We start from the raw sequence: 25319 nt of genomic DNA on the forward strand, positions 1-25319 counted from the left end.
CCTGTACAGGTTTCAATCGAAGGTCTGGCTCAATATGCAGTGTCGCTGCATACCCAGCAAGCCGGAAGTGTGAACTTCGGAATGACGACTTGCTGTTAGCGATTTTGCTGTGTTGTCTGTTATCGAATATGTCAGCAAAACGAGGGAGTTACTCCCCTTCGTAAACTGATTGGACAACAAAAAAAGATTTTTGGCAAGCCCCGCACGCGGCGGAGGTGTTTTGTCTGGCTGATAATGAACAGCCCGGCTTTGCTGTTCGCCCACCAGGCGGGAGCGGTCCATGTTTTTTTCTTTTTTCTCCATGCCCGGCATCCACATCACTGACATCGAAGCGGCCATCAACTACTGGCGCGACAAGAAGCCATCACCCGATGGCGTCACACTCGCGCCGGAGTTGCGTGCGCTGGCCGAGGTTTACGCCCTGATGGTTTTCTACCATGAGGACGAGGCCGATGAGGGGAGCTTTCCGCCCAAAGCGCTGGCAGCCTGGCGCACCTGGTACGACACCACGGCAGACACGCCCTGCATCGCCATCTGCTCGACCAGCCAGGGCGATTCGCTGTGCAAGGGTTGCGGCCGCACCTTCAATGAAGTGCAGCGCTGGCCCGAGATGACGCCAGCCGAAAAACGCGGCACCTGGCGGCGCATCACGCTGGAAGCCACGGCCTGGCGCTTTGGCCGTTATGCGGACCGGGCGCTTGAAAAAGGTGTGGTTTCGACACTGTAAAAGAGCTGAAACGGCAGGCGGTGTCTGTCTCTTTTCGTTGTGGAGCAAGGTGAGATAGCTATCAAGTTCATAGCAACTAATGGCGAAAAAGGATAGACTGGCGCATGCTTCGACTGACGCGCGCTCCCAATATTGCAATTGCCGCGCTGTGGGCTGACGCCCTGCAGCACGCAGGGTTGGCTGCCAGCGTGCAGCGTTACTACCTGGGCGGTGTCGCCGGTGAACTGCCGCCTGACCAATGCCTGCCCGAAGTGTGGCTCACCCATGATGAGGATGAACCCCGGGCGCGCGAGTTGCTGCACACCCTGCAAAATCTGCCGCAACGGCGCTGGCTGTGCGCCTGCGGGGAGACCGTCGAAGGCGGGTTTGAGCAGTGCTGGCACTGCGGTGCGGACATGCCGGACATGCCGGTTTAGCGCCGCCGCAGCGGCAACCAGCAAGGGGCGTTAAACCCGCCTGGCCAGTGTGGCGGCCAGGCCGACATAGCTGGCCGGCGTCATGGCCAGCAGGCGCTGCTTCTCCGCCTCGGGAATTTGCAGGGACCGGATCAGGGCATGCAGGTCTTCGGCCCGGACGGTTTTGCCGCGCGTTACTTCCTTGAGCTTTTCGTAGGCGCCCTGCACGCCGTAGCGGCGCATGACGGTCTGTATCGGTTCAGCCAGCACCTCCCACGAGCTGTCCAGGTCCTCCTGCAGCGCTTCCCGGTTGAGTTCCAGCTTGCCCAGCCCCACGCCCAGTGAGTTGTAGGCCAGCACGGCGTAACCCAGCGCCACGCCCATGTTGCGCAGCACGGTCGAGTCGGTCAGGTCGCGCTGCCAGCGGGAAACCGGCAGCTTTTCGCTCAGGTGCCTGAGCAGTGCATTGGCCAGGCCCAGGTTGCCTTCGGCGTTTTCAAAGTCGATCGGGTTCACCTTGTGCGGCATGGTGGAGGAGCCGATTTCGCCCTCCTTGAGACGCTGCTTGAAATAGCCCACGCTCACATAACCCCAGACGTCCCGCGCGAAGTCGATCAGGATGGTGTTGGTGCGGGCCACGGCGTCAAACAGCTCGGCCATGTAGTCATGCGGCTCGATCTGGATGCTGTAGGGCTGGAAGGTCAGGCCCAGGCCCAGCGGCTCGGGCGTTTCAATCACGTTGCGGCTGAAGGCTTCCCAGTCAAAGTCGGGCCAGGCCGACAGGTGGGCGTTGTAGTTGCCGACAGCGCCGTTCATCTTGGCCATGAGCCTGATGCCGGCGATCTTCTCGCGCGCCGCTTGCAGGCGCACCACCACGTTGGCTATTTCCTTGCCTACCGTGGTCGGGCTGGCGGTCTGGCCGTGGGTGCGGCTGAGCATGGGCTCTGCCGCGTAGGTGTGCGCCATCTCGCGCATCTGCGCAATCACCTTGTCAAGGGCCGGCAACAGTACCAGTTCGCGACTGCTTTTGAGCTGCAGCGCATGGCTGGTGTTGTTGATGTCTTCGCTGGTGCAGGCGAAGTGCACGAATTCACCGGCCGCCTGCAATTCCGGCCGCGCTTCGAATTTGGACTTGATCCAGTACTCCACGGCCTTGACGTCGTGGTTGGTGGTTTTTTCAATCTCCTTGATGGCCACTGCATCGTTTTCCGAGAAATTCTTGACGAGGCCCAGCAGGTAAGTGCGCGCGCCGGGGCTCAGCGGCTTGAATTCGGCAAACTTCGCGTCCGAAAGGGCAATGAACCAGGCTACTTCCACCTGGACCCGGCGGTGCATATAGCCTTGCTCGGACATCAGGGGACGTAATTGGCTGAGTTTGCCGGCGTAGCGGCCGTCCAGCGGAGACAAGGCGTTGATGGTAGAAAAGCTCATACCGCAATTGTAGGCTGCTCGCCCGGGGAATGGCCCGGTCGCGCGGTGGCTGCGGGGGTGCCTAAAACCTGGCAGATTTGCTCACCTTCGGTCGGTGTCGGCCGGAGCGGGTGCTTACTCGATAGAATGGCTTTTCCCGCACCACGATTTACACACGCTATGAAACTCATTGGATCCGCCACCAGCCCCTACGTACGCAAGGTACGTATCGTGATGGCTGAGAAAAAGCTCGACTACCAGATGGTGCTGGAAGATGTCTGGGCGGCCAATACCACCATCACCGCCTCGAACCCGCTGGGCAAGGTGCCCTGCCTGGTCATGGAGGGCGGCGAGGCCGTATTTGATTCGCGCGTGATCGTCGAATACCTGGACACCCTTTCACCCGTGGGCAAGCTCATTCCGACCCAGGGCCGCGAACGCGCCGAGGTCAAGACCTGGGAAGCCCTGGCCGACGGTCTGGTGGATGCGGCCATCCTGGCCCGGCTGGAAGCCACCTGGTCTGGCCGCAATGCCCATGAGCGCAGCGACGCCTGGATACAGCGGCAGATGGGCAAAATCGAGGCCTGCCTCAAGGCCATGAGCACAGGTCTGGGCGAGAAGGCTTTTTGCAGTGGCATCCATTTCAGCCTGTCGGATGTCGCGGTGGGTTGCGCCTTGGGCTATCTGGACCTGCGGTTTGCCCAGGTGAACTGGCGCGAGAGCTATCCCAACCTGGCCAAATTGCAGGAAAAACTGGTTCAGCGCCCCAGCTTCGCGGAAACCCAGTCGGGCTGAAATTCCGCCTGAATCTGACAGAAGCCCGGCCTCCCGGGCTTTTTTTTCGCCTCGTGTAACACGGCTCCCGGGGAAATCCAGCGACGGTCACCCTCGCTCACTGCCGGGCGCGTTGCTTCAGCCAGCGCATCAGGCCGCCGATCCAGGGCAGCTTTTCATTCATAAAGCTCCTGGGCGGCACCCAATAGTCCGGTGAAAATCAATCAGGCCGCTGGCCGTGAACTTCAGGTGCGAACCGCCGCAAACAGGTTGATGAGGTTGGGTAGGTGTGCTAGTTAAACACCAGAAAACCGGTGTCCACCCATGGCTCGCAGGACCGGGGGCGCTGCTCATGCCGGCGCCCGGAAGATAAAAATGCTGCGAAGCGCCCCGGCGCGAACGAGGGAGGGAGGGAGGAGGAGGAGCGCACCGGGATTGCAGCCGAACCAAAGTGATCCGGAAGGCTTCGCAACAGTGAAACTGTCTTATTGCTGGCGCTGCTGGGGGTTCCAGTCTGCGCCTGCCTTTATATGAGGACGCCGGTGCGCTGGTAGTTCCCGACGGAGGGCTGTTCTGGCTGGTAAATTTTTGTTAACGAAATGGCTCCTGGCAAGACGCCGCGGCCAGCGCAAACTGGGCAGGGAAAATTCCGCGCTGCAGGCGAAACATCTTCGTCGGCCGTCTTGGAGCTGGAGGCTCAGGGGCCGGCCAGCTGTTTTTCGATCTCTTTGACGAACTGGCGGCTTTCCGGGGCGGTCAGGGAATTGAAGCTGACCGCACTGACGCCGTCCCGCGCAATCACATACTTGTAAAAGTTCCAACGTGGTGTGGTGCCGGTTTTGGCGGCGAGCTGCCTGAAGAGGGGGTTGGCGTCCTTGCCGCTGACGCTGGTTTTGGTAAACATCGGGAATTTCACGCCGAAGGTGTTTTCGCAAAAGTCGGCAATCTCCTTGTTGCTACCGGTTTCCTGCGAAAAGTCGTTGGAGGGAAAGCCCAGGACCACCAGACCCCGGTCCTTGTATTTCGCATAGAGCGCTTCCAGGCCTTCGTACTGGGGCGTAAAGCCGCAAAAGCTCGCGGTATTGACCACCACCACGACCTTGCCTTGGTACTGGCAAAGTGATTGTGGCTTTTCATCCTGCAATCGCAGAAAGGTGTGCTGCAAAAGGCCGGAGCAGGCCGACGCGTCTGCGGCGATGGGCCCGGCTACTGGGGCGGCCGGGGCCGGGGCTGCCGATCTGGTGGCGGCTGCCGAAAGTGCGAGTCCGGCCAGCAGGGCAATCCGCAGCAGCGGTCTGGAGGGGGATGTCTGCTGGTTGTGCATGGCCCGAAATTCCTTGTGAATCAAATAATTATGGTGCTATTGGCGTTTGGGCGTGCGCAGTAGCCATCCCGGGAGAGGGGCGAGCGTGGTGCATGCCATCAGGCGCCGCGTTGGTCCGCCAGACTCAGGGGGTTGTGAAAGGTCTTCCTGACAGCAAATGGCCCGGCATCCTGCCGGAAATCATCCCGATTTGCTGCCAAGTGGCCTGTAAATGGCCTGTAAGTCACCAGTTGTCACATTAGCCGCCTAAAATCGGCCAGTACCGGGTGTAACAGATATCCGGGGCAGATTTCTCTGCGTATTCGCTTGGCAAGGAGTTCACATGCTTTATCCTGAACTGTTCAAACAACTCGAATCCGTCCGCTGGGATATGGACAAAGACATTCCCTGGGCCAGTTTTGACGCATCCCAGTTGTCTGACGAGCAGGCCCAGACCATCAAAATGAATGCCATCACCGAATGGTCGGCCTTGCCCGCCACGGAGATGTTCCTGCGGGACAACAAGGACGACAGTGATTTTTCCGCTTTCATGTCCATCTGGTTTTTTGAAGAGCAAAAGCACTCGCTGGTGCTCATGGAATACCTGAAGCGATTCCGGCCCGACCTGGCCCCCACCGAAGAGGAACTGCACGAAGTGCGTTTCGAGTTCGAGCCGGCGCCCGCGCTGGAAACCCTGATGCTGCATTTTTGCGGCGAGATTCGCCTGAACCACTGGTACCGCCGGGCCAGCGAGTGGCACACCGAGCCGGTCATCAAGCAGATTTACACCCAGCTCAGCCAGGATGAAGCGCGCCATGGCGGCGCTTACCTGCGCTACATGAAACGCGCCATCAACAATTTCGGCAACGAAGCCAAGGCAGCCTTTACCAAGGTAGGCGTGCTGATGGCCAGTGCCCGCCGGACGGCGCAGGCCCTGCACCCGACCAACCTGCACGTCAACAAAAGCCTGTTTCCGCGCGACACCATCCAGAGCCGCCTGCCCAACCCCGAATGGCTGGAGCACTGGCTCGACACGCAGATCAAGTTTGACGCGGTGTGGGAGGGCAAGGTGGTCGAGCGCATCCTGCACAACCTGAGCCTGCTGATGAACCAGAGCTTCAAGAGTGTCCAGGAGCTGAACCGCTACCGCAAGGAACTCGGCAAGGATCTGGCCGCCGTCATCGTGCCTGACGGCAAGCCGCAAATCGCGTGAGCCTGCCTGCCCGCGTGAGCAAACCCGCCTTTCTGGACAAGATCGTTTCGCGCCAGGATGCCGCGGCCCGGGTCGCGGCGCTGCCTCGGCCGGTCGTGTTCACCAACGGTGTGTTCGACGTGCTGCACCGGGGCCATGCCACTTACCTGGCGCGCGCCCGCGAACTGGGTGCCAGCCTGGTTGTTGCGCTCAACACGGACGTGTCCGCCAAGCACCTGGGCAAAGGCCCGGATCGCCCCCTGAACAACGAAGAAGACCGCGCCGTCATGATGGCGGCGCTGGAGTCGGTCAGCCTGGTGACCTGGTTTGACGAAGACACGCCGCTGGAGCTGATCACCGAACTCAAGCCCGACCTGCTGGTCAAGGGCGGCGACTACGACATGGACACGCTGGCCGAAACCGCCGTGGTGAAGGCTTACGGCGGCAAGGCCCTGGCGATTCCTTTTGTGGATGGCTACTCCACGACGGCCCTGGTCAAGAAAATCCGCCGCACGCCACCGTGAATTTGCTATTTGATTCGCTATTTAATTGATAGCTTTGTGTGCCAGTCCATACTGGGCTGCAGGCCAATATTCCATATGGTTTGAATTGGACCGAACCCTCCATTCACGGAGTCTTTGACGGTGACGGTGACGGTGACGCAGGCGTTTGCGGCGCCTTGCGGCGCAACTTGCCGGCCATGCGCCTGATCCACTGCTCCAGGTCGTCCATGTAGGTAAATACCGCCGGCACCACCAGCAGGCTCAGCACGGTCGAGGTGATCAGGCCGCCAATCACCGCCACCGACATCGGCGAGCGAAAACTCGGGTCGGCCACGCCAAAACCGATAGCAATCGGCAGCATGCCGGCGCCCATGGCCAGCGTGGTCATGATGATGGGCCGGGCACGCTTGTGGCAGGCGTCGAGCAGCGCGTCGAGGCGGCTCATATGGTGGTCGCGCCGGGCCACGATGGCGTACTCGACCAGCAAGATCGAGTTCTTGGTGGCAATGCCCATCAGCATGATGAGGCCGATCAGCGAGGGCATGGAAAAGCTCTTTTGCGCAATCAACAGGCCGACAAACGCGCCGCCCAGCGACAAGGGTAAAGCGGCAAGAATGGTCACCGGATGCAGGAAGTCCTTGAACAGCAGCACCAGCACGATGTAGATGCACAGCACACCGGTGAGCATGGCCAGGCCAAAGCTGGCAAACAGCTCGCCCATGACCTCGGCGTCGCCGATTTCGACGACTTTCACCCCCGGCGGCAGGTTCTTCACGGCGGGCAGCTCCTGCACCGCCTTGGTCACCTCGCCCAGCGGCAGGCCCGACAGCTCAATCTCGAAGTTGACGTTGCGCGAGCGGTCGTAGCGGTCAATGATGGCCGGGCCGCTGGCGATCTCCAGCGTGGCGACCTGGCCCAGCATGACCGGCCCCGCGCCCGGCTTGATGCTGGGCACGCTCAGGCGTTCCAGCACGCTGAGGTCTTTGCGCGCGGCATCGGCGAGCTTCACCACAATCGGCACCTGGCGCTCCGACAGATTGAGTTTGGGCAGCGACTCGTCGTAGTCGCCCAAGGTCGCGATGCGCAGGGTTTCTCCGATGGCGGCACTGGTCACGCCCAGGTCGGCGGCGCGCGCGAAGTCGGGCCGCACGGCGATTTCGGGGCGGATCAGGCTGGCGCTGGAGGCCACGCTACCCAGGCCGGGGACGGTGCGCAGATCTTTTTCAACCGCCCGCGCGGCGGCCTGCAGGGCCAGCGGGTCTTCGCTGGTCAGCACCAGCACGTATTTTTCGCCCGAACCGCCCAGCCCGACCTTGCTGCGCACGCCGGGCAGCGGCTCCAGCGCCGTGCGTATCTTGTTTTCTATGCCCTGCTTGCGCGGCCGATCGCCGCGCTCGGCCAGCAGCACCGTGAGCGTGGCCTTGCGGGTTTCGGCCGCACCCGACATGGCGAACGGGTCGGTGCCCGCGCTGCCGCCGCCTATGGTGGTGTAGACGCTGCGCACATGCTCGACCTTGCCGATCAACAGCCGGGCCTGCTCGGCGGCCGCTTCGGTTTGCGCCAGGCTGCTGCCGGGCTGCAGCTCCAGGTAGACCTGGGTTTGCGAGTTGTCGTCGGGCGGAATAAAGCCGGTGGGCAGCAGCGGAATCAGCATGATGGAGCCGACAAAAAAGAGCGTGGCCGCCACCATGGTGACGGCGCGATGGCGCAGGCACCAGGCGGCCGCGCGCATGTAGCGCTTGAGCCAGCCGGGCTCTTTATGGTTGTCCACGATCGGTTTCAGGATATAGGCCGCCATCATGGGCGTGAGCACCCGTGCCACCACCAGCGAGGCCAACACCGCCAGCGCGGCGGTCCAGCCGAACTGCTTGAAAAATTTGCCGGCAATGCCGCTCATGAAGGCGGTGGGCAAAAACACCGCCACCAGCGTGAAGGTGGTGGCGATCACTGCCAGGCCAATTTCGTCGGCGGCTTCCATCGCCGCCTGGTAGGGCGTTTTGCCCATGCGCAGGTGGCGCACGATGTTTTCCACCTCGACGATGGCGTCGTCCACCAGAATGCCGATGACCAGCGACAAGGCCAGCAAGGTCACGACGTTGATTGAAAACCCCAACAGGTACATGCCGATGAAGGCCGGAATCACCGACAGCGGCAGCGCCACCGCCGAGACAAAGGTGGCACGCCAGTCACGCAAAAACAGCCACACCACCAGCACCGCCAGGATCGCGCCTTCGTACAGCAGGTGCAGCGAGCCGTCGTACTCTTCTTCTACCGGGGTGACGAAGTTGAAGGCCTCGGTCAACACCAGGTCGGGGTGCTGGGCCTTCAGCTCGGCGAGCGCCACCTGCACCGCCGCACCCACGGCCACTTCGCTCTCCCCGCGGCTGCGCGCCACTTCAAAACCGACCACCGGCTTGCCGTCGAGCAGCGCCGCCGAGCGCGGCTCGGCCGTGGTGTCGCTGACGGTGGCGACTTCATCCAGGCGGATGCGCCGGCCATCGCCGAGCGCCAGTTCCAGCCGGCCCAGTTCTTCGGCCGACTTGACGGTGGCCAGCGTGCGCACCGGTTGCTCGCTACCACCCAGGTCGGTGCGGCCGCCGGCGCTTTCGTTTTGCACCTGCCGCAGCTGGCGCGAGATGTCGGCCGCCGACGCGCCCAGCGCCTGTAAACGCGAGGGGTCAAGCGCCACCCGCACCTCGCGCGTGACACCGCCGACGCGGTTGACTGCGCCCACGCCGCGCACCGCCAGCAGCTTGCGCGCAATCTCGTTGTCCACAAACCAGGACAGCGCCTCGGCATCCATGCGGGCCGACGCGATGGTGAAGGCCAGGATTGGTTGCCCGGCCAGATCGACCTTGCTGACCACCGGGTCGCGCACATCACCCGGCAGATCGGCGCGCACGCGCTGAACCGCCGAGCGCACGTCGTCGACAGCTTCCTGCACCGGCTTTTCAAGCCGGAATTCGGCGGTCAGGGTCACGCCGCCGTCCTGCACCTTGGTGCTGATGTGCTTCAGGCCCTGCACGGTGGCAATCGAGTTTTCGAGCTTGCGGGCCACCTCGGTTTCCAACTGGGCCGGTGCGGCGCCGGGCAGCGAGGCCGAGACGCTGACCGTCGGCAAATCAATGTCGGGAAAGTTCTGCACCTTCATGGCCTTGAAGGACAGCAGGCCGCCAAAGCTGAGCAGCACAAACAGCATCACTGCCGGAATCGGGTTCTTGATAGACCAGGATGAGACGTTCATCATCTTGAGCTGCTCCTTATTTGACAGCTTTTGATGATGCTGCTGACGATGACGATGACGATGACGGCGACGGCGACGGCGACGGCGACGGTGATGGTGATGGTGATGGTGATGTGGGCGCTGCGGCCTGGTTTGATGCGGCTTCTTCGCTGACCCGCACCAGGTCACCATCGTTCAGGAAGCCCGCGCCGTTGACCACAATGCGCGCATCGGCGGGCAAGCCCGAAACGACCTCGACGCGCTCGCCGGCCAGCCGCCCGGTTTGCACCTTGAGCTGGCTGATGCGGTTGTCGGTCCCGAGGCGAAACACATAGTTAAAACCGTCGCGCACCACCAGGGCGCGTTGCGGCACTGTCAGTGCGTTGGATGCGCCGAGGTCAAATTCCCCGCGCGCAAACATGCCGGCCTTGGCCGGCGAGCCCTTGCCCGCCGATGAGGGCAAATCCACATACACCAGGGCAGAGCGCGTTTGCGGATCGACGCTGGGCGCAATCATGCGCACGCGGCCGTTCAGCTCGCCGCCGCTGGCGGGGCGCACGATGGCCGTCGTGCCGGCAGTGATGCGGCCCAGCTCGGCTGACGTGACTTCCGCGCGCCACTCCAGCCGGCCCTGGCGAATCATGCGAAACAGCTCAACGCCATTGCCCACCACAGCACCCACCGTGGCGGTGCGCGCCGAAATCACGCCGCTGTCGGGCGCCAGCACCTGCGTCTGGCGGCCACGCAGTTGCTGCGCGGCCAGCACCGCCTGGGCCGCTTCAGCGCGTGCCCTGGCGGTTTGCTCGGTGGTGAGGTACTGGTTGATCTGCTGGGTGCTGAGGGCGCCCGAGTTTTGCAGCGTGCGCGCCCGTTCGGCGTTGGCCGCCGCATCGGCCGCATTGGCCTGGGCTTCCAGCAGGCTGGCACGGGCCTGCGCCACGTCGGCCTGCACACTGTCGGTGGCAAACGTCGCCAGCACCTGCCCGGCTTTCACCACGTCGCCGACATTGACGCGCACCTCGGTCAGGCGCAGTCCACTGGACTCCGACCCGATGATGGCCTCCTGCCAGGCCGTGATGCTGCCATTGGCGGCCAGCCTGATGGGCAGGCGGGTGGGCTCGGGCTGGGCGGCGGTGACGGTGAGCGCCGGTTTGGCGGTGGGCTTGGTGCCGGCTGCAGCGGCATCGGGCTTGCCGGAAGAAAAGACAAAGAAAGCGCCGGCGGCAACGGCGATCACCACGAGGGCGATCAGGGCGGCCGGCTTGAGTTTGAGTTTTTTCATGGTGTTGGGAGATCAGACGATGGCAGTACAGGCAATGGGGCAACGGGCGGTGCGCTGTGCAGTGGTGGTGGCCGGCGTCCAGCCGCCGCCCATGGCGCGGTACAGCGCCACCCAGGCCGCCATGCGTTCGCGTTGCAGGGAAGTCAGCGTGATCTGGGCGGCCAGCAAGGTGCGGCGCGCGTCCTCGAGCTCGACCAGGCTGGCCAGGCCGCTCTGGTAACGCGCTTCGGTGCCGGTGAACGACGCCCGGTAGCCGGCGACCGCGGTTTGCAGGTCGCCCTCGCGCGCGGCGGTGCTTTGCAGGTTGACCAGCGCTTCCTCGACTTCACGCACGGCCTGCCGCACGCGGGCGCGGTACAGTGCGGCCGCTTCCTCGTAACGCGCCTGGGCCGCATCGACATTGGCGGTGCGCCGGCCGCCGTCAAACAGGGGCAGTGTTAGCGCCAGTGGACCGATAGACCAGGTAGTCAGGTCGGTCGTCACGCCGCCGGCGCGAAAACTCGAGCGGCCGATCGAGCCGTTCAGGCTCAGGCGCGGGTAGCGCTGGGCTTGTGCGCTGCCAATGTCGGCGCTGGCAGCGGCCACTTCACGCTCGGCGTTGAACACGTCGGGGCGCTGGGCGAGTGCGTCGGCCGGCACGCTCGCGATTGAAATCATGGCTGCTTGTGTCCGTACTTCGGGGGCTAGAGCCACTTTTTGCCTTAGATCCGGCTCTGCCAGGCCGGTCAGGGCGACCAGTGCCTTGAGGTCCAGCTCGCACTGGGCGCGCTGTTGCGTGGCGCGGCCGCTGGCTTCCGCCGCGCTGGCGCGCGCCAAGGCCGCGGTGGCGGGCGCGGTAAAACCGGCCTGCATGCTGCGGTCCGACAGCTGCGCGGTTTGCTGGCGCGAGGCCGCGTCGGCGCGTGTCACCGCCTCCAGCTGGCCGCAGGTGCGCAGGCTGTAGTACTGGTTGGCCACCTCGGCGGCGACCGACACGCGGGCGTCGTGCCACTGCGCTTGGGCGCCGGCCAGGCGCTCGGTGGCCGCATCGCGGCCGGCGCGGTTGCCGCCAAACACGTCGATTTCCCAGGCCGCCTGCAGGCCGGCCTGGGTGGTGGTGGTGATCGGCGCCGCGCCTGAGCCGGTCGGCGGCTGCGAACGGCCGCGACTGGCGCTGGCCGACGCATCCAGCGAGGGCAGCAGCGCCGCACCGGCCGCCACCCGCGTGGCGCGTGACTGCTCGATGCGCGAGCGCGCCGTGGCAATCGAGGGGCTGACCGCCTGGGCGGCCGCAATCAGCTCGACCAGCAGCGGGTCACCCTGCTGTTGCCACCATTGCGTGAGGTCGGTGAGGGTGCCGTTGTGCGGCAGCGGCGCAAACCATTGCGAAGGCAGCGCTGCCGACACCGTGCTGGGCGCCGGGTGCGTGGCGCAGGCGGCCAGCGCCAAAGGCAGCAGGCTGCAGATGATGAGCGAACGGGTGAACGAGGGTGGTTTCATGTTTTTTTTCTCTTGCCAGTTGCTGCGGTGGCTGTTGATTGCGCCGCAGTCTGGCGCAGTGCCGCTTCAATGCCCACCATGGCTTCTGCATAAGCCACCAGGTGGCCGGCCCAGGTGTCAATCGCCTGCGGCTGGTCCAGCAGCTGCGGCCGGATGGCTTGCACCACGTCCCGCGTGATGAACAGCTGCAAGGCCAGGCCGGTGATGCTGAAGGCCAGCCGGTGCAGGTCGTCATCGGGCTGGTCAATCCCCAAATGCCGGCCCAGCACGGCCACCAGCGCCGCATGCGCGGGCTTGATGCCGTTGTCGATTTCCTCGGCCCACACCCCCGTGGGTTCCAGCATCTCGCGAAAGTGCAGACGGGTGCACTGCTGCACCAGTTCCCCTTGTTTCATCGGGGCCAAAAAACTGGTGACGAACCCTTGCAAGGACTGCTGCAAGGTTAAATCGGGCTGGTCGTACCGCGCGATTTCCTTGTCGGCACAGCCCATCGGCTCGGTGAATGCCGCACGGTAGAGTCCGGCCTTGTCGCCAAAGTAATAGCTGATCGAGGCGATGTTGGCGCCCGCGGCCAGCGCAATTTCGCGGGTGGAGGTTTTGTTAAAGCCTTTTTCGGCAAACAGCCGGAGCGCGGTATGCAGCAGTTGCTGCCGGGCTTCGGCGCCGTCCGAGCGCTGTTTTTTGCGCAGCTCGCTGGCGGGGAGTGATGCCACTGCGCTGCCGGGGACAGCGTGGCGTGGGCGTGAAACTGGCGTGGTGGAGGTCGTTCGGGCGCCGGAAGTCATGCGCCGTATTAAAGCACATAGATCAATCGATTGATTTAATTAAGTCGGCTGATCTGCTGTTGCACCATAACCGCGTGGAGCGCGGCACTCCTTCACTGCTTGAACGTCGCCGTCCAGAGCGCCTGGATGGCATCGCGTTCGGCCTGCAGCGCCGGCGGGCTGACCTGGGTTGGCTCTTCATTCAGGCGGGCCTTGTGCTGCACCCGACGCAGTTCGCGGTAGGCACTGGCAGCGCCTTGGCCCACCCCAACGGGCAGAAGGCCGGCGGCTTCCGCACGCTGCAGCAGGGCGATGTTGCCGACATTGCCGACCAGCTCCGGATGCTGCGCAGACTCGGACAGCACGAGAAACTGCACCGCAAATTCGGCGTCGACCATGCCGCCATCGCTGTGCTTGATGTCGAACCTGTCGGACTTGACCGGATGCGCGGCGCGCACTTTCTCGCGCATGGCCACGATTTCATGGCGCAAGGCGTGGGCGTCACGCGGTGCGGTGATCACCGCTTCGCGCACCTGGTCGAAGCGCTGGCGCAGCGACTCGTCACCCAGGACAAAGCGCGCACGTGTCATGGCCTGGTGTTCCCAGGTCCAGGCGGTGTTGCTGCCGCGCTGCTGCTGGTACCTGGCATAGGCTTCAAAGCTGGTGACCAGCAGCCCTGAATTGCCATTGGGGCGCAGGGCGGTGTCGATCTCGAACAGGTCGCCCTCCGCGGTCTTGATGGTCAGCCAGTTGATCAGTTTGCGCACAAAAGCCGCATAGACCTCGGGCGCCTGCTCGGCCTCGTCTTCATAGACGAACACAATGTCCAGGTCGCTGCCGTAGCCCAGCTCCTTGCCGCCCAGCTTGCCGTAGGCAATGATGGCAAACTGTGGCATCTCGCGGTGCTTGTTCCTGAGGCGCTGCCAGCACCAGCCGGCGGTGACGTCCAGCACCGCTTCCGCCAGCGCGCTTAAATCGTCGGCCACCTGCTCGACCGTGAGCACTCCTTCCACATCGCGTGCCAGCGTGCGGAAAACCTCGGCATGGTGGGCGCGGCGCAGCAGGTTCAGGCAGGTTTCCTCATCGTCCTCGCCGGTGCGCCTGAGCGCGGCGAGCCGCTGCTGCAGTTCCTGCGCGAAAGCCGCACTGTCGAAGCGCTCGCGCAGCAGTGCATCGCTGGCCAGCTCGTCAATCACACCCGGGTGCCGCAGCAGGTAGCGGGCCGGCCATTTGGCGGCGCCCAGCAGCCGCAGCAGGCGCTCATGCACCGCCGGGCGCTCCAGCAGCAGCGCAAGATAGCTTTCCCGCCTGAGCAGCGGCTCTATCCAGTCGATGATGCGGACGGCGGCTTCTTCGGTCACGCTGCCGTCGCGCAGCCACAACGCAGTGCGCTGCACCAGGCGCACCAGGCGCGCACGCGACTCCTCGCGCAGGGCCAGCACCCGGGGATGCTGGCGCCACAGCGTCAGGCGGGCGCGAAACTGCTCCGGCCATTGTTCGGACAGCTGCTCGAGCAGCTCGTCGAGTTGCTGCGGCGCCGACCCGTTGGTTCCGGCCGCCTTGCCGCAGCCCTTGCAGTCGGTTTTGCCGCCCAGCAATTTGTCAAACTCCCCGGCAACCAGCTCGCGGTGGGCGTCCAGTTCGCTGAGAAACGGGCAGCAGCTGCTGTAACCCAGGGTGTGCGCAATCCAGGCCAGATCGTCGTCGCGGGTCGGCAGGACGTGGGTCTGCTGGTCGTCCAGATACTGGATGCGGTGCTCGACGCGGCGCAGGAAGTCGTAAGCCCGCGCCAGCGCATCGGCCGTTTCCTGGGGCATCAGTCCGGCGCGTGCGACGCGCTGCAACGCATCGACGGTGGGACGGGTGCGCAGCTCGGGGAATTGCCCGCCCCGCACGACCTGCAGCAACTGCACGGTAAATTCAATTTCGCGGATGCCGCCGCGCGATATCTTCACATCGTTGGCGCGCTCGGGGTGGCCGGCGCAGCGCTTGGCCGCATGCTCGCGAATTTGGCGGTGCAGGATGCGCAGGGCATCAAACACGTTGTAGTCCAGGTAGCGCCGGAAGACAAAAGGCAGTACGGAGCCGCGCAGGGCCTGAGCCGAGCCGCTCTGGATGCATTCCAGGGGCGCGACCACCCGGCTCTTGAGCCAGGCAAAGCGTTCCCATTCGCGCCCCTGGGCCTGGAAATATTCTTCCAGCGCGCTGAGCGAGACGGCCGCCGGTCCGGAATTGCCATTGGGCCGCAGTGCGAGATCCACCCGGAACACAAAGCCGTGCTCGGTGGCGTCGCCGATCAGCCCGAATACGGCCTTGACCTGGCGTGCAAAATATTCGTGGTTCGATATCTGGCCGCGGCCGTCGCTGCGGCCGGTGGTTTCGCCGTCGTGGTCATACACGTAAATCAGGTCGATGTCGCTGGAGACATTGAGCTCACGCGCCCCCAGCTTGCCCATGCCCACCACCCACATGCGGGCGCGGCCGCCCTCGGGGGCCTGCGGAGCACCATGCAAGGCGTCCAGCATCCCGGCGGAGTCCCGCATGGCCACATCGAGCGAAAGTTCTGCCAGTTCGGTCATGGCGCGGGTCACGACGTGCAGCGCAACGCCGGGGGTACTCGCGGTGGCAACGGCCGCCAGCGCCGGGCCGCCCCAAGCAAGGCCAGCCCCCTCGGGGGGCAGCGAACCACACACAGTGGGGAGCGTGGGGGCCATCTGACCGTCGCAGTCGAGCACCACCAGCCGTTCCATCACCAGTTGCCGCAGCACCCGCAGTGCCGCGCCGGTCTCCAGGCCGCTGGCCAGCAGCGCATCGAGGGCGACCTGCATGGTGGAACGCACCGGTGCTCCAGCCGGCAGCAGGTGCATCTGCTCTGCGTAGCGGCGGCGAATGCGTTGGACAAATCGGGAATAAGCCGAGGCTGGCGACCCTGGGTCGGCGGGAGTTTCGGGGCGGGCGGTTGAAGCGACGGTCATCACACTAGTTCACAAAACTTCATGGTTTTCCACCGCGCGGCCGGGCGAAGCATGGCACCGGCGGTCATAATTCTCATGTCAATGGAGCCCACCATACCCAGCCCGTCCGCCCCGCCAGTCTTGCCGTCCCGACGCCTGCGATGGATCGCTTTGTTCACGCGCTTCTCGCTGTGGCTGGTCGCGATGGTCTGGCTGCTCTTTGGCCTGAGCTGGTTGGTGTTGCATGGCTGGATTGTGCCGCGAATCGGGGAATTCCGTCCGCGGCTGGAACTAGAGGCCAGCAAGGCGCTGGGGGTGCCCGTCCGGATTGGGCAGATCACCGCCCACTCGCAAGGGATGATTCCCTCGTTTGAGCTGCAAGGCGTGGCGCTGCTGGATGCGCAGGGGCGCGAGGCACTGCGCCTGCCGCGCCTGCTGGGAACCCTGTCGCCCTCTTCGCTGCTGGGGCTGGGCTTTGAGCAGCTTTACATCGACAAGCCCGAGCTGGAGATCCGCCGCACCGCCGACGGCAAGATCTATGTGGGCGGGCTGGATGTTTCCCGGGATCAGGCCGCCGGCCAGCGTGCCATGGCCGACTGGTTTTTTTCCCAGACCGAGTTCGTCATACGGGGTGGCACCGTGCGCTGGACCGACGAATTGCGGCAGGCGCCGCCGCTGGCATTGACGCAGGTGGACTGGGTCATGAAAAATGCCCGGCACCGGCATCTGATGCGCCTGGATGCCACGCCGCCCGCCGGGTGGGGTGACCGCTTCACCCTGAGGGGCATTTTCCGGCAGTCGTTGTTGTCGCGCGACGCGGGTGACTTCCGCGGCTGGGCGGGACAGTTGTATGCCGAATCCGGCCGGGTCGATCTGTCGCGCCTCAAGCAATATGCCAGCCTGGAATCGCTGGGCCTGGATTTGACGCGGGGTCACGGCGCCCTGCGTGCCTGGGCCGATGTCAGCAAGGGGCAGGTCACTGGCGGAACGGCCGATGTGGCCCTGCAGGACGTGGATGCCAGGCTGGGACGCAAGCTTGAGCCCCTGGCATTCGACTCGGTGGCCGGGCGCTTTGGCGGCAGGCAGCGTGCCAACGGGTTTGATTTCAACACCGAGGGCCTGCGGTTTCGCACCCGTGACGGTCTGCAGTGGCCCGGCGGCAATATGGCGCTGGTGCATACCGGCGCCGAAGCGGGGGCGCCGCCGCGCAGCGAACTCAAGGCCGACAAGCTGGACCTTGCGGCACTGGCGCAGATCGCCAATCGCCTGCCGCTGGACAGCCCAACGCATGCGCTCATCTCCTCTTTTGCGCCGCAGGGACTGGTCGAAACCGTGGAAGCCCGCTGGCAGGGGCCGCTGGACGCGCCCGTCACCTTTGCCGCAAAAGGCCGCGTGACAGGGTTGAGCCTGGATGCCTTGCCGGTATCCGGTGTATCTGCAGCGGGCGCGATGGTTCAGACGCCCGGCCGGCCGGGCATCAGCGGTGCGGCCGTTGACTTTGACCTGACCCACGAGGGCGGACAGGCCAAGGTGAAAATACTCCATGGCGCGCTGGACCTGCCCGGCGTATTTGAGGAATCGCGGCTGCCGCTGGATCAGCTGTCGGTGGACGCCCAGTGGAAATTCTCGGGCCGCAAAATCGAGGTGCAATTGCGCAACCTGCAGTTTGCCAATGCCGATGCGCAGGGTGAGGCGCAAGTCCATTGGCGCACCGACGATGCGGCCCCGGGTGCGGCACCGGCCGGCACGGCGGCAGACCACCGGTTTCCGGGTGTGCTGGATCTGCAGGGCAGTTTGAGCCGCGGCGATGGCTCGCGGGTGCACCGTTATTTGCCGCTGGTGCTGCCCGCGCCGGTGCGCCACTATGTGCGGGATGCCGTGGTGCAGGGCCAGGTCAGCGATGTGAAATTCAAGGTCAAAGGGCCGGTCAATCACCTGCCGTTTGCCAACCCGGCCCAGGGGGACTTCCGGGTGTCCGCCAAAGTGCGCAACGGGCACTTTGCCTATGTGCCGAAATCCGTGCAGGGGCCGAATGCGGCCGCCTGGCCGGCCCTCACCGAGCTCAACGGAGAACTTGTTTTCAACCGTGCCGCGCTGGAAGTGAACGGCGCCACCGGCAAAGTGGCCGGCCTGCCGGGCCTGCAATTGGTCAAGGGCTCTGCGCGCATTCCTGACCTGATGAAGGACGCCACGGTCGAAGTGGCAATCGATCTCAAGGGTGCCCTGTCCGACGCGCTGGGCTTTGTCAACCACTCACCCGTGGGGGGCATGACGGACCAGGCGCTGGCCAAGGCCACGGGTACCGGCGCGGGCGACTACCGCTTCCGCCTGAGTCTGCCCATCCATGCGATCGACAAATCGCGGGTAGAGGGCAGCATCGTCCTGCCCGGCAATGACGTGCAGTTCTCGCCGTCCACGCCCCTGCTGGCGAAACTCAGGGGCACGGTGGCCATCAGCGAACGCGGTTTCACGGTAACGGGCGCCCAGGCGCGCGCGCTGGGCGGTGACGTCCGCTTCGATGGCGGCACCCGGGGCGGCGCGCGTCCCGCCCCGGGGAGTGCCGAGGCCGAAAGCAGCGTGGCTTTCAAGGCGCAGGGCACGCTCTCGGCCGAGGGCTTGCGGCAGGCGCATGAACTGGGTTTTATCGCGCGCATGGCGGAAAATGCCAGTGGCGCAACGGCTTATTCCGCCTCACTGGGTTTCCGGCGAGGCGTGGCCGAGGTCGCGGTCTCCAGCAACCTGCAGGGCCTGGCCCTGAATCTGCCGGCACCTCTGGGCAAAGCGGCCGATGCCGAGTTGCCGCTGCGGTTTGAAAATGTCCTGCTGCGCGACTCGCTGAATCCGGGGCAAAAGCTGCAGGACCAGCTGTCGGTCGCTATCGGGCGGGTAGCGTCCATCATCTATGTGCGTGACCTGAGCGGCGCTGAGCCTCGCGTGATGCGTGGCGCCATCGGTGTGGGGCTGGAGGCCGGTGAAACCGCCCCCTTGCAGGACGTCGGCGTGCTTGCCAATATCAGCCTGGCCCGGGTCGACCTCGATGCCTGGCAGAAAATCCTCGCCAGCTCAACTGGTGGCAGTGAGGCCTCGACCGCACCCGCACCTGCACCCGCACCTGCCGCCGCCACGGCTACAGGGGCCGCCACGCCAGCGACCGGGAGTGCCGGCCTGAGCTACCTGCCCACCGTGATGGCGATACGGGCCAGGGAGCTGCTGGTGGAAGGCCGCAAGCTGAACAACGTGGTGGTCGGCGGCTCGCGCGAAGGCCTGACCTGGCGCGCCAATATCGATGCGTCCGAGCTCAACGGCTATGTCGAATTCCGCCAGGCTGGCGGCGCTGGTGCGGGCCGGGTGTATGCGCGCCTGTCGCGGTTGAGCCTGGCGCCAGGCACGGCCAGCGACGTGGAGGCCATCCTGAATGAGCAGCCCGCCAGTATCCCGGCCCTGGACATCGTGGTGGAGGATCTGGAACTGCGCGGCAAGAAGCTGGGACGGGTTGAAATTGATGCGGTCAACCGGGGGGCCTTCGCCGCAGTCCGCGACGGCACGCGCGAGTGGCGTTTGAACAAGTTCAATGTGATCATGCCCGAAGCCGTGCTCACGGCGACAGGCAACTGGGCGGCTGTGAGCGCGCAGGCCGCCGCCGCGCCGACTGCAGGTGGCGCGCCGCGCGCCGCGCGGGCCAGCGCGGAGCGTCGCCGCACCGTGATGAACTTCCGGCTGGACATTGCCGATTCGGGGGAATTGCTCAAGCGCTTTGGCATGGGTGAAGTGATCCGGCGCGGCAAGGGCAAGTTGGAAGGCCAGGTGGCCTGGATCGGCTCTCCGCTGAGTTTTGACTACCCAAGCATGAGCGGGCAGTTCAACGTGAACGTCGAATCGGGGCAGTTTGTCAAGGCGGATCCGGGCATTGCCAAGCTGCTGGGCGTGCTGAGCCTGCAGGCCCTGCCCCGGCGTTTGACGCTGGATTTTCGCGATGTCTTCTCCGAAGGTTTTGCCTTTGACTTCGTCCGCGGCGATGTGAACATCAACCAGGGTCTGGCTCACACCAACAACCTGCAGATGAGTGGCGTGAATGCCGCCGTGCTGATGGAGGGCAGCGCCGACATCGCCCGCGAGACGCAGGACATCAAGGTGGTCGTCGTGCCTGAAATCAACGCCGGCACGGCCTCGCTGATTGCCACGGCCATCAATCCGGCCATTGGCCTGGGCAGCTTCCTGGCGCAGATGTTCCTGCGTCGTCCCCTGATTCAGGCGGCCACCCAGGAATTCCACATTGACGGCACCTGGTCCGATCCCAAAATCACCAAGATTGAACGCAGGGCGGCATCGGAGGGCAAGGCCGGCGATACTTCCACGGAGACCCGCTGATCATGAAAGTCGCTGCCATCCAGATGGTGTCAGGCGTCCAGCTGCAGGACAACCTGGACACGGCCGCCCGGTTGCTGGCCCAGGCCGCCACGCAGGGCGCGGAGCTGGCGGTGCTGCCCGAATATTTTTGCATCATGGGCTTGAAGGACACGGACAAACTTCAGGTGCAGGAGACGGCAGGCCAAGGGATCATCCAGTCGTTCCTGAGCCGTTCGGCGCACGAACTCGGCATCTGGATCGTCGGCGGCACGCTTCCTATGGCGACCGCCGATCCCCGCCGTGCCCGCAACTGCTCGCTGGCTTACGCTCCCTCGGGCCAATGCGTGGCGCGCTACGACAAGATCCACCTGTTCCGTTTTGTGCACGGAAAAGAAGACTACGACGAAACCCGCGTGCTGGAACCGGGCACCGAGCAGGTCCGCTTTGAGCTGGCTTCGCGGGACGGCCATGTCTACACCATTGGCATGAGCGTTTGCTACGACCTGCGTTTCCCCGAGCTGTACCGCGCGCTGAAAGCGGATGTGCTGCTGGTGCCCAGTGCGTTCACCTACACCACCGGGCAGGCGCATTGGGAGGTGCTGCTGCGTGCACGCGCGATTGAGAACCAGGCCTATGTGGTGGCGGCGGCCCAGGGCGGTCTGCACGACAATGGCCGCCGCACCTGGGGCCACACCATGGTGGTCGAGCCCTGGGGCCAGATTCTGGCGCAGCATGCGGAAGGCGCGGCCGTGGTGATGGGCGAGGTTCTCCATGCCGGCCTGGAGGGCGTGCGCAGCCGTTTGCCCGCCTTGCGGCATGGCGTGCTGTGAAGGTAGCCGGCGTGAATTTTCCGTTTCTGAACGGTGTCAGCTGGGCCAGCCGGCGCTGGTCGCTCTGGGCGCTGCTGCTGGCGCTGGTGGTGACGCTGCTGGCGATTCTCGTCTGGCTGTCCGGGCGCTACGAGTCCAGCATGGTGCAAAGCCGGCTGGAGCACGATGCGGGAGAGACCGTCACGGACATCCGTTCGGGGCTGACCCGCAACATCCAGGCTTTCCAGGCCTTGCAGTCCACCGAGCGCACGCCCGCCGCCTGGCATGCACCGGCCGCCGAGTTGCTGCGTGAGCACCGCGAGATCATGCGGCTGGAGTGGCGCAGCGAGACGCTGGAGGTTCTGGGGTTTGTCGAGACGCCTTACCGCGCCTCGGTTTTTGAGCGCCTGGGCCGTCAGGGCATGGAGGCCGATGTCAACCTAACCTGCACCACGGCTCGCCGACTGAGCGGGTCGGCCTATTCCACCAGTTATTTCATGCCGCAAAACGATGGCCTGGGCCTGGAAGTCCTGGACATGTGCCTGCCGATCGTGGTGGCGGGCCGCCTGACGGGCTATGTGGTGGCCACCTACTCCCTGCAGGACATCCTGGGTGAGCTGGTGGGCAAGCAGCTGGCCCGCGGTGTGGGCCTCTCGTTCACGGAGGCCGATGGCACGCGCCTGGCTTTGCATGGCGTGCTTTCGCGCGGCAGCCGGGTTTACGTCGCCCAGCAATTGCTCGACCTGCCGGGCAACACACTGGTGGTGAGGATGGAAAGCCGGCTCGGCACCCCCGCGCTGTTTCCCAATGTGCTGACGGCGCTGGTCACGGCGATGTCGGTGGCCTTGCTGCTCGTGCTGTTCCTGCTGGCCCGTGACATGCGGCGACGCCTGAAGGTGGAGCATGACCTGGGCGAGGCGCTGGCCTTTCGCAAAGCCATGGAGGATTCGGTCCTGACGGGCCTGCGCGCGCGGGATCTGCAGGGGCGCATCACCTATGTCAATCCGGCGTTCTGCAAGATGGTGGGCGTGGACGCCAAGGACCTGCTCAACCAGAGCTTCCCCTCGCCCTACTGGCCTCCCGAACTGGCGGGCGTGTACCAGCAGCGCCAGGAAATTCGCCTGTCCGGCAGCAACCTGCCACGCGAGGGCCACGAATCGGTGTTCATGCGGCGGGATGGCACACGCTTTCCGGTGCTCATCATGGAGGCGCCGCTCATCAACGCCGTCGGCAAGCACACCGGCTGGATGAGCGCCATTCTGGATGTCAGCGAGCAGCGCCGCATTGAAGAGCTCTCGCGCGCCAGCCAGGATCGCCTGCAGGCCACGGCGAGGCTGGCCATGGTGGGTGAGATGGCCTCGCTGCTCAGCCACGAGCTCAACCAGCCCCTGGCGGCCATTTCCAGCTACGCCACCGGTTCGCTCAATCTTCTGCAGGGCGAGATGGCGCCGGCGGTGAATGCTTCCCCGGGCCGGCCGGATGCGGGCCCGACGGCACCACCTCTGTCCGAAGACCTGCAACTGGCCATGCGGCGTATTGCGGAGCAGGCCGAACGCGCCGGCAAGGTGATCAAAAGTGTGCACGATTTTGTACGGCGGCGCGACCAGGTGCGCGAAGCGGTGGAGCCGCGTGCCCTGCTCGATGCGATCATGCCGCTGGTGAGCCTGCAGGCGCGCAAACTGGGCGTGCGCGTGGTGATTGAGGTGGACGCGGCCTGCGAGCCGGTGCTGTGCGACCGCACCATGGTCGAGCAGGTGCTGCTCAACCTGTCGCGCAACGGCATGCAGGCCATGCAGGGCGTGGACGAGACGCAAGCGCCAGACCAGCGCGAAAGGGTGCTGACGCTGCGCATCCGGCCGGCGGCCTCCAATGCGCACAGCCGCTGGGTTGAATTTGCGGTGATTGACCGCGGCGAGGGCATTTCCCGCGAAGTCGCCGAGCAGCTGTTCACGCCTTTCTTCACAACCAAGGAGGAAGGCATGGGCCTGGGCCTGAGCCTGTGCCGCACGGTGATAGAGCAGCACGGCGGGTTCCTGGGGTTTGAAGCCGCGCAGCCGCGCGGTACGATTTTCAGCTTTACCCTGCCGGTGGCACTGGCGCAGGATGGCTATGACCCTACCCACGCTCCTGATGGCGCCGGTGCCGCAACCGATATGGCCTAGAGTACGCACCATGGAACCCATACAAAATGCCACGGTTTATATCGTCGACGATGACGCCAGCGTGCGCGATGCGCTGGCCTGGCTGCTGCGTTCGCGCCGCTTGCCCAGCGAGACCTTTGACAGCGCCGAAGCCTTTGATGCGCGGGTGTCGCAGCGGTTTGAGGTGAAGTCGCCGTCCTGCGTCCTGCTCGACGTGCGCATGGCGGGGCTGAGTGGCCTGGCCATGTTTGAAAAACTGATTGCCTACGGCTTGCTGCCGACCCTGCCCGTGATTTTCCTGACGGGCCATGCGGATGTGCCGACGGCCGTCGACGCTGTCAAGCGCGGCGCTTTTGATTTCTGTGAAAAGCCGTTTTCAGACAATGCACTCGTCGACCGCATCGAACAGGCGCTCAGGTATTCCGCGGCGGCACTGGCCCAGCACAGCGAATCCACCGGCTTGCAGGCGCGGCTGGACGGGCTGACCGACCGGGAGCGGGATGTGATGCGGCTGGTGGTGGGCGGCCTGCCCAACAAGCTGGTGGCCGACCAGCTGGACATCAGCGTGCGGACGGTGGAAGTTCACCGTGCCCGCGTTTTTGACAAAATGGGGGTCAAGTCGGCTGTGGAGCTGGCCAATCTGCTGCGAAATTTGTAGCGGGCCCGGTTTATTTCCTGTCGGCTCCAGGGTCTGCGGCAGGGGGCGCCGAATTGCCTTTCAGTTCGCCATTTTTACGGCCTGAAAACATGGTCCACCACACAATGAACACCAGCAGCAGCAACGCCCCCAGGGCTTCGAGCAAAAGTAGGGCCATGACATTTCCTTGGATTGCAAATAGGGTTTCGCGGGGATCGGTGCGATTCACCCCGATTATCGCCGTGGCCATGCTGCTGGCGTCCTGTGCCAGTCCGCCTTCCTATCCGCCGTCGTCTCCGTTGCCTTCATCGCCGCCACCGGCTGCGGCGCCCGCCGCAGCCGGCACGTTGCCGGAGCCCCTGGTACAAGGAAAAAGCCGCTGGGTGCCCGTTCGCTGGACCGAGTTGCCGGGATTTGAAGAGGACCAGCTGTTCGAGGCCTGGAACGCCTGGCTCAAAAGCTGCGAACGACCCGGCCCGGCTTTTGCGCCCTTGTGCGGCGAAGTCCGGCGCTTGAGCATCGCTTCGACCGAAGAGCAGCGCAGCTGGATGGTGAGCCGCCTACAGCCCTACCGGGTTGAAAGCCTGCAGGGCGCGGCCGATGGGCTGCTGACCAGCTATTACGAACCGGTTCTCAAGGCGAGCCGTCAGCCCGGCGCGGGCTATGAGGTGCCGCTGTACCGGCCACCTGTATCGCTGGGCAGCCGCAAACCATGGTTTTCGCGGCAGGAAATCGATACCCTGGCCGAGGCCAAGTCTGCACTGAGGGGTCGCGAGATTGCCTGGCTGGCAGACCCGGTCGAGGCGATGTCGCTGCACATTCAGGGCTCAGGCAGGCTGAACCTCACCGAGCCCGACGGGTCGCAGCGCGTGGTCCGGGTGGCTTATGCCGGCTCCAACGAGCAGCCGTTTCGCAGTGTCACCCAGTGGCTTCAAGACCAGGGCGAAGGCCGCATGGTGGTGCCCTGGGTGGAGTCCACCAAGGCATGGGCCGCGAAAAATCCGCAGCGCGTGCAGCAAATGCTCTGGAGCAACCCGCGCTACACCTTCTTCCAGGAGCAGCCCCTGAGCGATCTCGACGCGGCGTTCGGCCCCAAAGGGGCGCAGGGCGTGGCGCTCACGCCGGGGCGCTCGATCGCGGTCGACCCGGGGAGCATTCCCTATGGCACCCCGGTGTGGCTGGCGTCCCGCGGCGGGGCGGCTAATTTGCAGAAGCTGGTCCTGGCGCAAGACACGGGCAGCGCCATTATGGGCGCCGTGCGGGCGGACTATTTCGCCGGGACCGGGCCGGAGGCCGGCCTGCTGGCGGCACGTGTGAACCAGCCGCTGCGGCTGTGGGTGCTCTGGCCAAAATAGGCCACGAGACTGTCACATCGGGCA

Annotated in this window: 18 protein-coding genes; 10 read left to right on the plus strand and 8 right to left on the minus strand. The window is 64.7% G+C overall.

Annotated features, from left to right (window positions below; all coding sequences use genetic code 11):
• Nucleotides 1-12: 12 nt before the first annotated feature.
• Nucleotides 13-303, minus strand: coding sequence for a hypothetical protein (locus AC1DUB_RS16895; RefSeq protein ID WP_477730499.1), 291 nt, complete (start codon nucleotides 301-303; stop codon nucleotides 13-15).
• Between AC1DUB_RS16895 and AC1DUB_RS16900 the strand changes: the two genes are divergently transcribed.
• Together AC1DUB_RS16900 and AC1DUB_RS16905 are read left to right on the plus strand one after the other, a co-directional pair.
• Nucleotides 302-727, plus strand: coding sequence for a DUF3717 domain-containing protein (locus AC1DUB_RS16900; RefSeq protein WP_477716409.1), 426 nt, complete (start codon nucleotides 302-304; stop codon nucleotides 725-727). The genes AC1DUB_RS16895 and AC1DUB_RS16900 overlap by 2 nt on opposite strands.
• A 104-nt stretch (nucleotides 728-831) precedes the next feature.
• Nucleotides 832-1143 (plus strand): putative signal transducing protein, encoded by a 312-nt coding sequence (locus AC1DUB_RS16905; RefSeq protein ID WP_477730500.1) that lies wholly within the window; start codon nucleotides 832-834, stop codon nucleotides 1141-1143.
• A 30-nt stretch (nucleotides 1144-1173) separates the two neighbouring features.
• Here the strand turns inward: AC1DUB_RS16905 and purB are convergent, their stop codons facing one another.
• Nucleotides 1174-2553, minus strand: coding sequence for an adenylosuccinate lyase (gene purB, locus AC1DUB_RS16910; RefSeq protein ID WP_477716407.1), 1380 nt, complete (start codon nucleotides 2551-2553; stop codon nucleotides 1174-1176).
• A gap of 159 nt (nucleotides 2554-2712) precedes the next feature.
• On the opposite strand from purB, the gene AC1DUB_RS16915 reads away from it, so the two are divergent.
• The gene (locus tag AC1DUB_RS16915; RefSeq protein ID WP_477730501.1) at nucleotides 2713-3327 is read left to right on the plus strand and encodes a glutathione S-transferase family protein; all 615 of its coding nucleotides are present in this window, start codon (nucleotides 2713-2715) and stop codon (nucleotides 3325-3327) included.
• 676 nt (nucleotides 3328-4003) lie between these two features.
• Here AC1DUB_RS16915 and AC1DUB_RS16920 read toward each other — a convergent pair.
• On the minus strand, nucleotides 4004-4630 hold the full coding sequence (locus tag AC1DUB_RS16920; protein ID WP_477730502.1) for a glutathione peroxidase: 627 nt from the start codon (nucleotides 4628-4630) through the stop codon (nucleotides 4004-4006).
• A gap of 322 nt (nucleotides 4631-4952) precedes the next feature.
• On the opposite strand from AC1DUB_RS16920, the gene AC1DUB_RS16925 reads away from it, so the two are divergent.
• Both AC1DUB_RS16925 and rfaE2 read left to right on the plus strand, forming a co-directional pair.
• Nucleotides 4953-5822, plus strand: coding sequence for a ferritin family protein (locus tag AC1DUB_RS16925; RefSeq protein WP_477721296.1), 870 nt, complete (start codon nucleotides 4953-4955; stop codon nucleotides 5820-5822).
• 14 nt (nucleotides 5823-5836) lie between these two features.
• Entirely contained in the window at nucleotides 5837-6325 is a 489-nt protein-coding gene (gene rfaE2, locus AC1DUB_RS16930; RefSeq protein ID WP_477730541.1) for a D-glycero-beta-D-manno-heptose 1-phosphate adenylyltransferase, read from the plus strand.
• Nucleotides 6326-6428: 103 nt separating this feature from the next.
• Here rfaE2 and AC1DUB_RS16935 read toward each other — a convergent pair whose 3' ends face one another.
• The 5 genes from AC1DUB_RS16935 to glnE form a co-directional block, all read right to left on the minus strand.
• Nucleotides 6429-9548 (minus strand): efflux RND transporter permease subunit, encoded by a 3120-nt coding sequence (locus AC1DUB_RS16935; protein ID WP_477730542.1) that lies wholly within the window; start codon nucleotides 9546-9548, stop codon nucleotides 6429-6431.
• A gap of 16 nt (nucleotides 9549-9564) precedes the next feature.
• Entirely contained in the window at nucleotides 9565-10809 is a 1245-nt protein-coding gene (locus tag AC1DUB_RS16940) for an efflux RND transporter periplasmic adaptor subunit (protein ID WP_477730503.1), read from the minus strand.
• A 12-nt stretch (nucleotides 10810-10821) separates the two neighbouring features.
• Nucleotides 10822-12288: an efflux transporter outer membrane subunit gene (locus AC1DUB_RS16945; RefSeq protein WP_477730504.1), complete on the minus strand. Its 1467-nt coding sequence runs from the start codon at nucleotides 12286-12288 to the stop codon at nucleotides 10822-10824.
• Complete coding sequence (locus tag AC1DUB_RS16950; protein WP_477730505.1) at nucleotides 12285-13073, minus strand: CerR family C-terminal domain-containing protein; 789 nt, start codon at nucleotides 13071-13073, stop codon at nucleotides 12285-12287. The genes AC1DUB_RS16945 and AC1DUB_RS16950 overlap by 4 nt, the downstream gene beginning before the upstream one ends.
• Nucleotides 13074-13165: 92 nt before the next feature.
• Nucleotides 13166-16027, minus strand: a complete 2862-nt coding sequence (glnE, locus tag AC1DUB_RS16955; RefSeq protein WP_477730506.1) for a bifunctional [glutamate--ammonia ligase]-adenylyl-L-tyrosine phosphorylase/[glutamate--ammonia-ligase] adenylyltransferase — start codon at nucleotides 16025-16027, stop codon at nucleotides 13166-13168.
• 81 nt (nucleotides 16028-16108) lie between these two features.
• Between glnE and AC1DUB_RS16960 the strand changes: the two genes are divergently transcribed.
• The 5 genes from AC1DUB_RS16960 (at nucleotide 16109) to mltA (ending at nucleotide 25295) form a co-directional block, all read left to right on the plus strand.
• Nucleotides 16109-20374 carry a YhdP family protein gene (locus tag AC1DUB_RS16960; protein WP_477730507.1) on the plus strand — a complete coding sequence of 1422 codons (4266 nt, stop codon included), beginning with the start codon at nucleotides 16109-16111 and terminating at the stop codon, nucleotides 20372-20374.
• Between the two features lie 2 nt (nucleotides 20375-20376).
• Nucleotides 20377-21183, plus strand: a complete 807-nt coding sequence (locus tag AC1DUB_RS16965; RefSeq protein WP_477730508.1) for a carbon-nitrogen hydrolase family protein — start codon at nucleotides 20377-20379, stop codon at nucleotides 21181-21183.
• Between the two features lie 11 nt (nucleotides 21184-21194).
• The gene (locus AC1DUB_RS16970; RefSeq protein WP_477730509.1) at nucleotides 21195-23324 is read left to right on the plus strand and encodes a two-component system sensor histidine kinase NtrB; all 2130 of its coding nucleotides are present in this window, start codon (nucleotides 21195-21197) and stop codon (nucleotides 23322-23324) included.
• 10 nt (nucleotides 23325-23334) lie between these two features.
• Nucleotides 23335-23961 (plus strand): response regulator transcription factor, encoded by a 627-nt coding sequence (locus tag AC1DUB_RS16975; RefSeq protein WP_477716396.1) that lies wholly within the window; start codon nucleotides 23335-23337, stop codon nucleotides 23959-23961.
• Nucleotides 23962-24065: 104 nt separating this feature from the next.
• Nucleotides 24066-25295, plus strand: coding sequence for a murein transglycosylase A (gene mltA / locus AC1DUB_RS16980; protein WP_477730510.1), 1230 nt, complete (start codon nucleotides 24066-24068; stop codon nucleotides 25293-25295).
• Nucleotides 25296-25319 lie beyond the last annotated feature (24 nt).

Source organism: Polaromonas sp. P4_F9, from assembly GCF_056401235.1.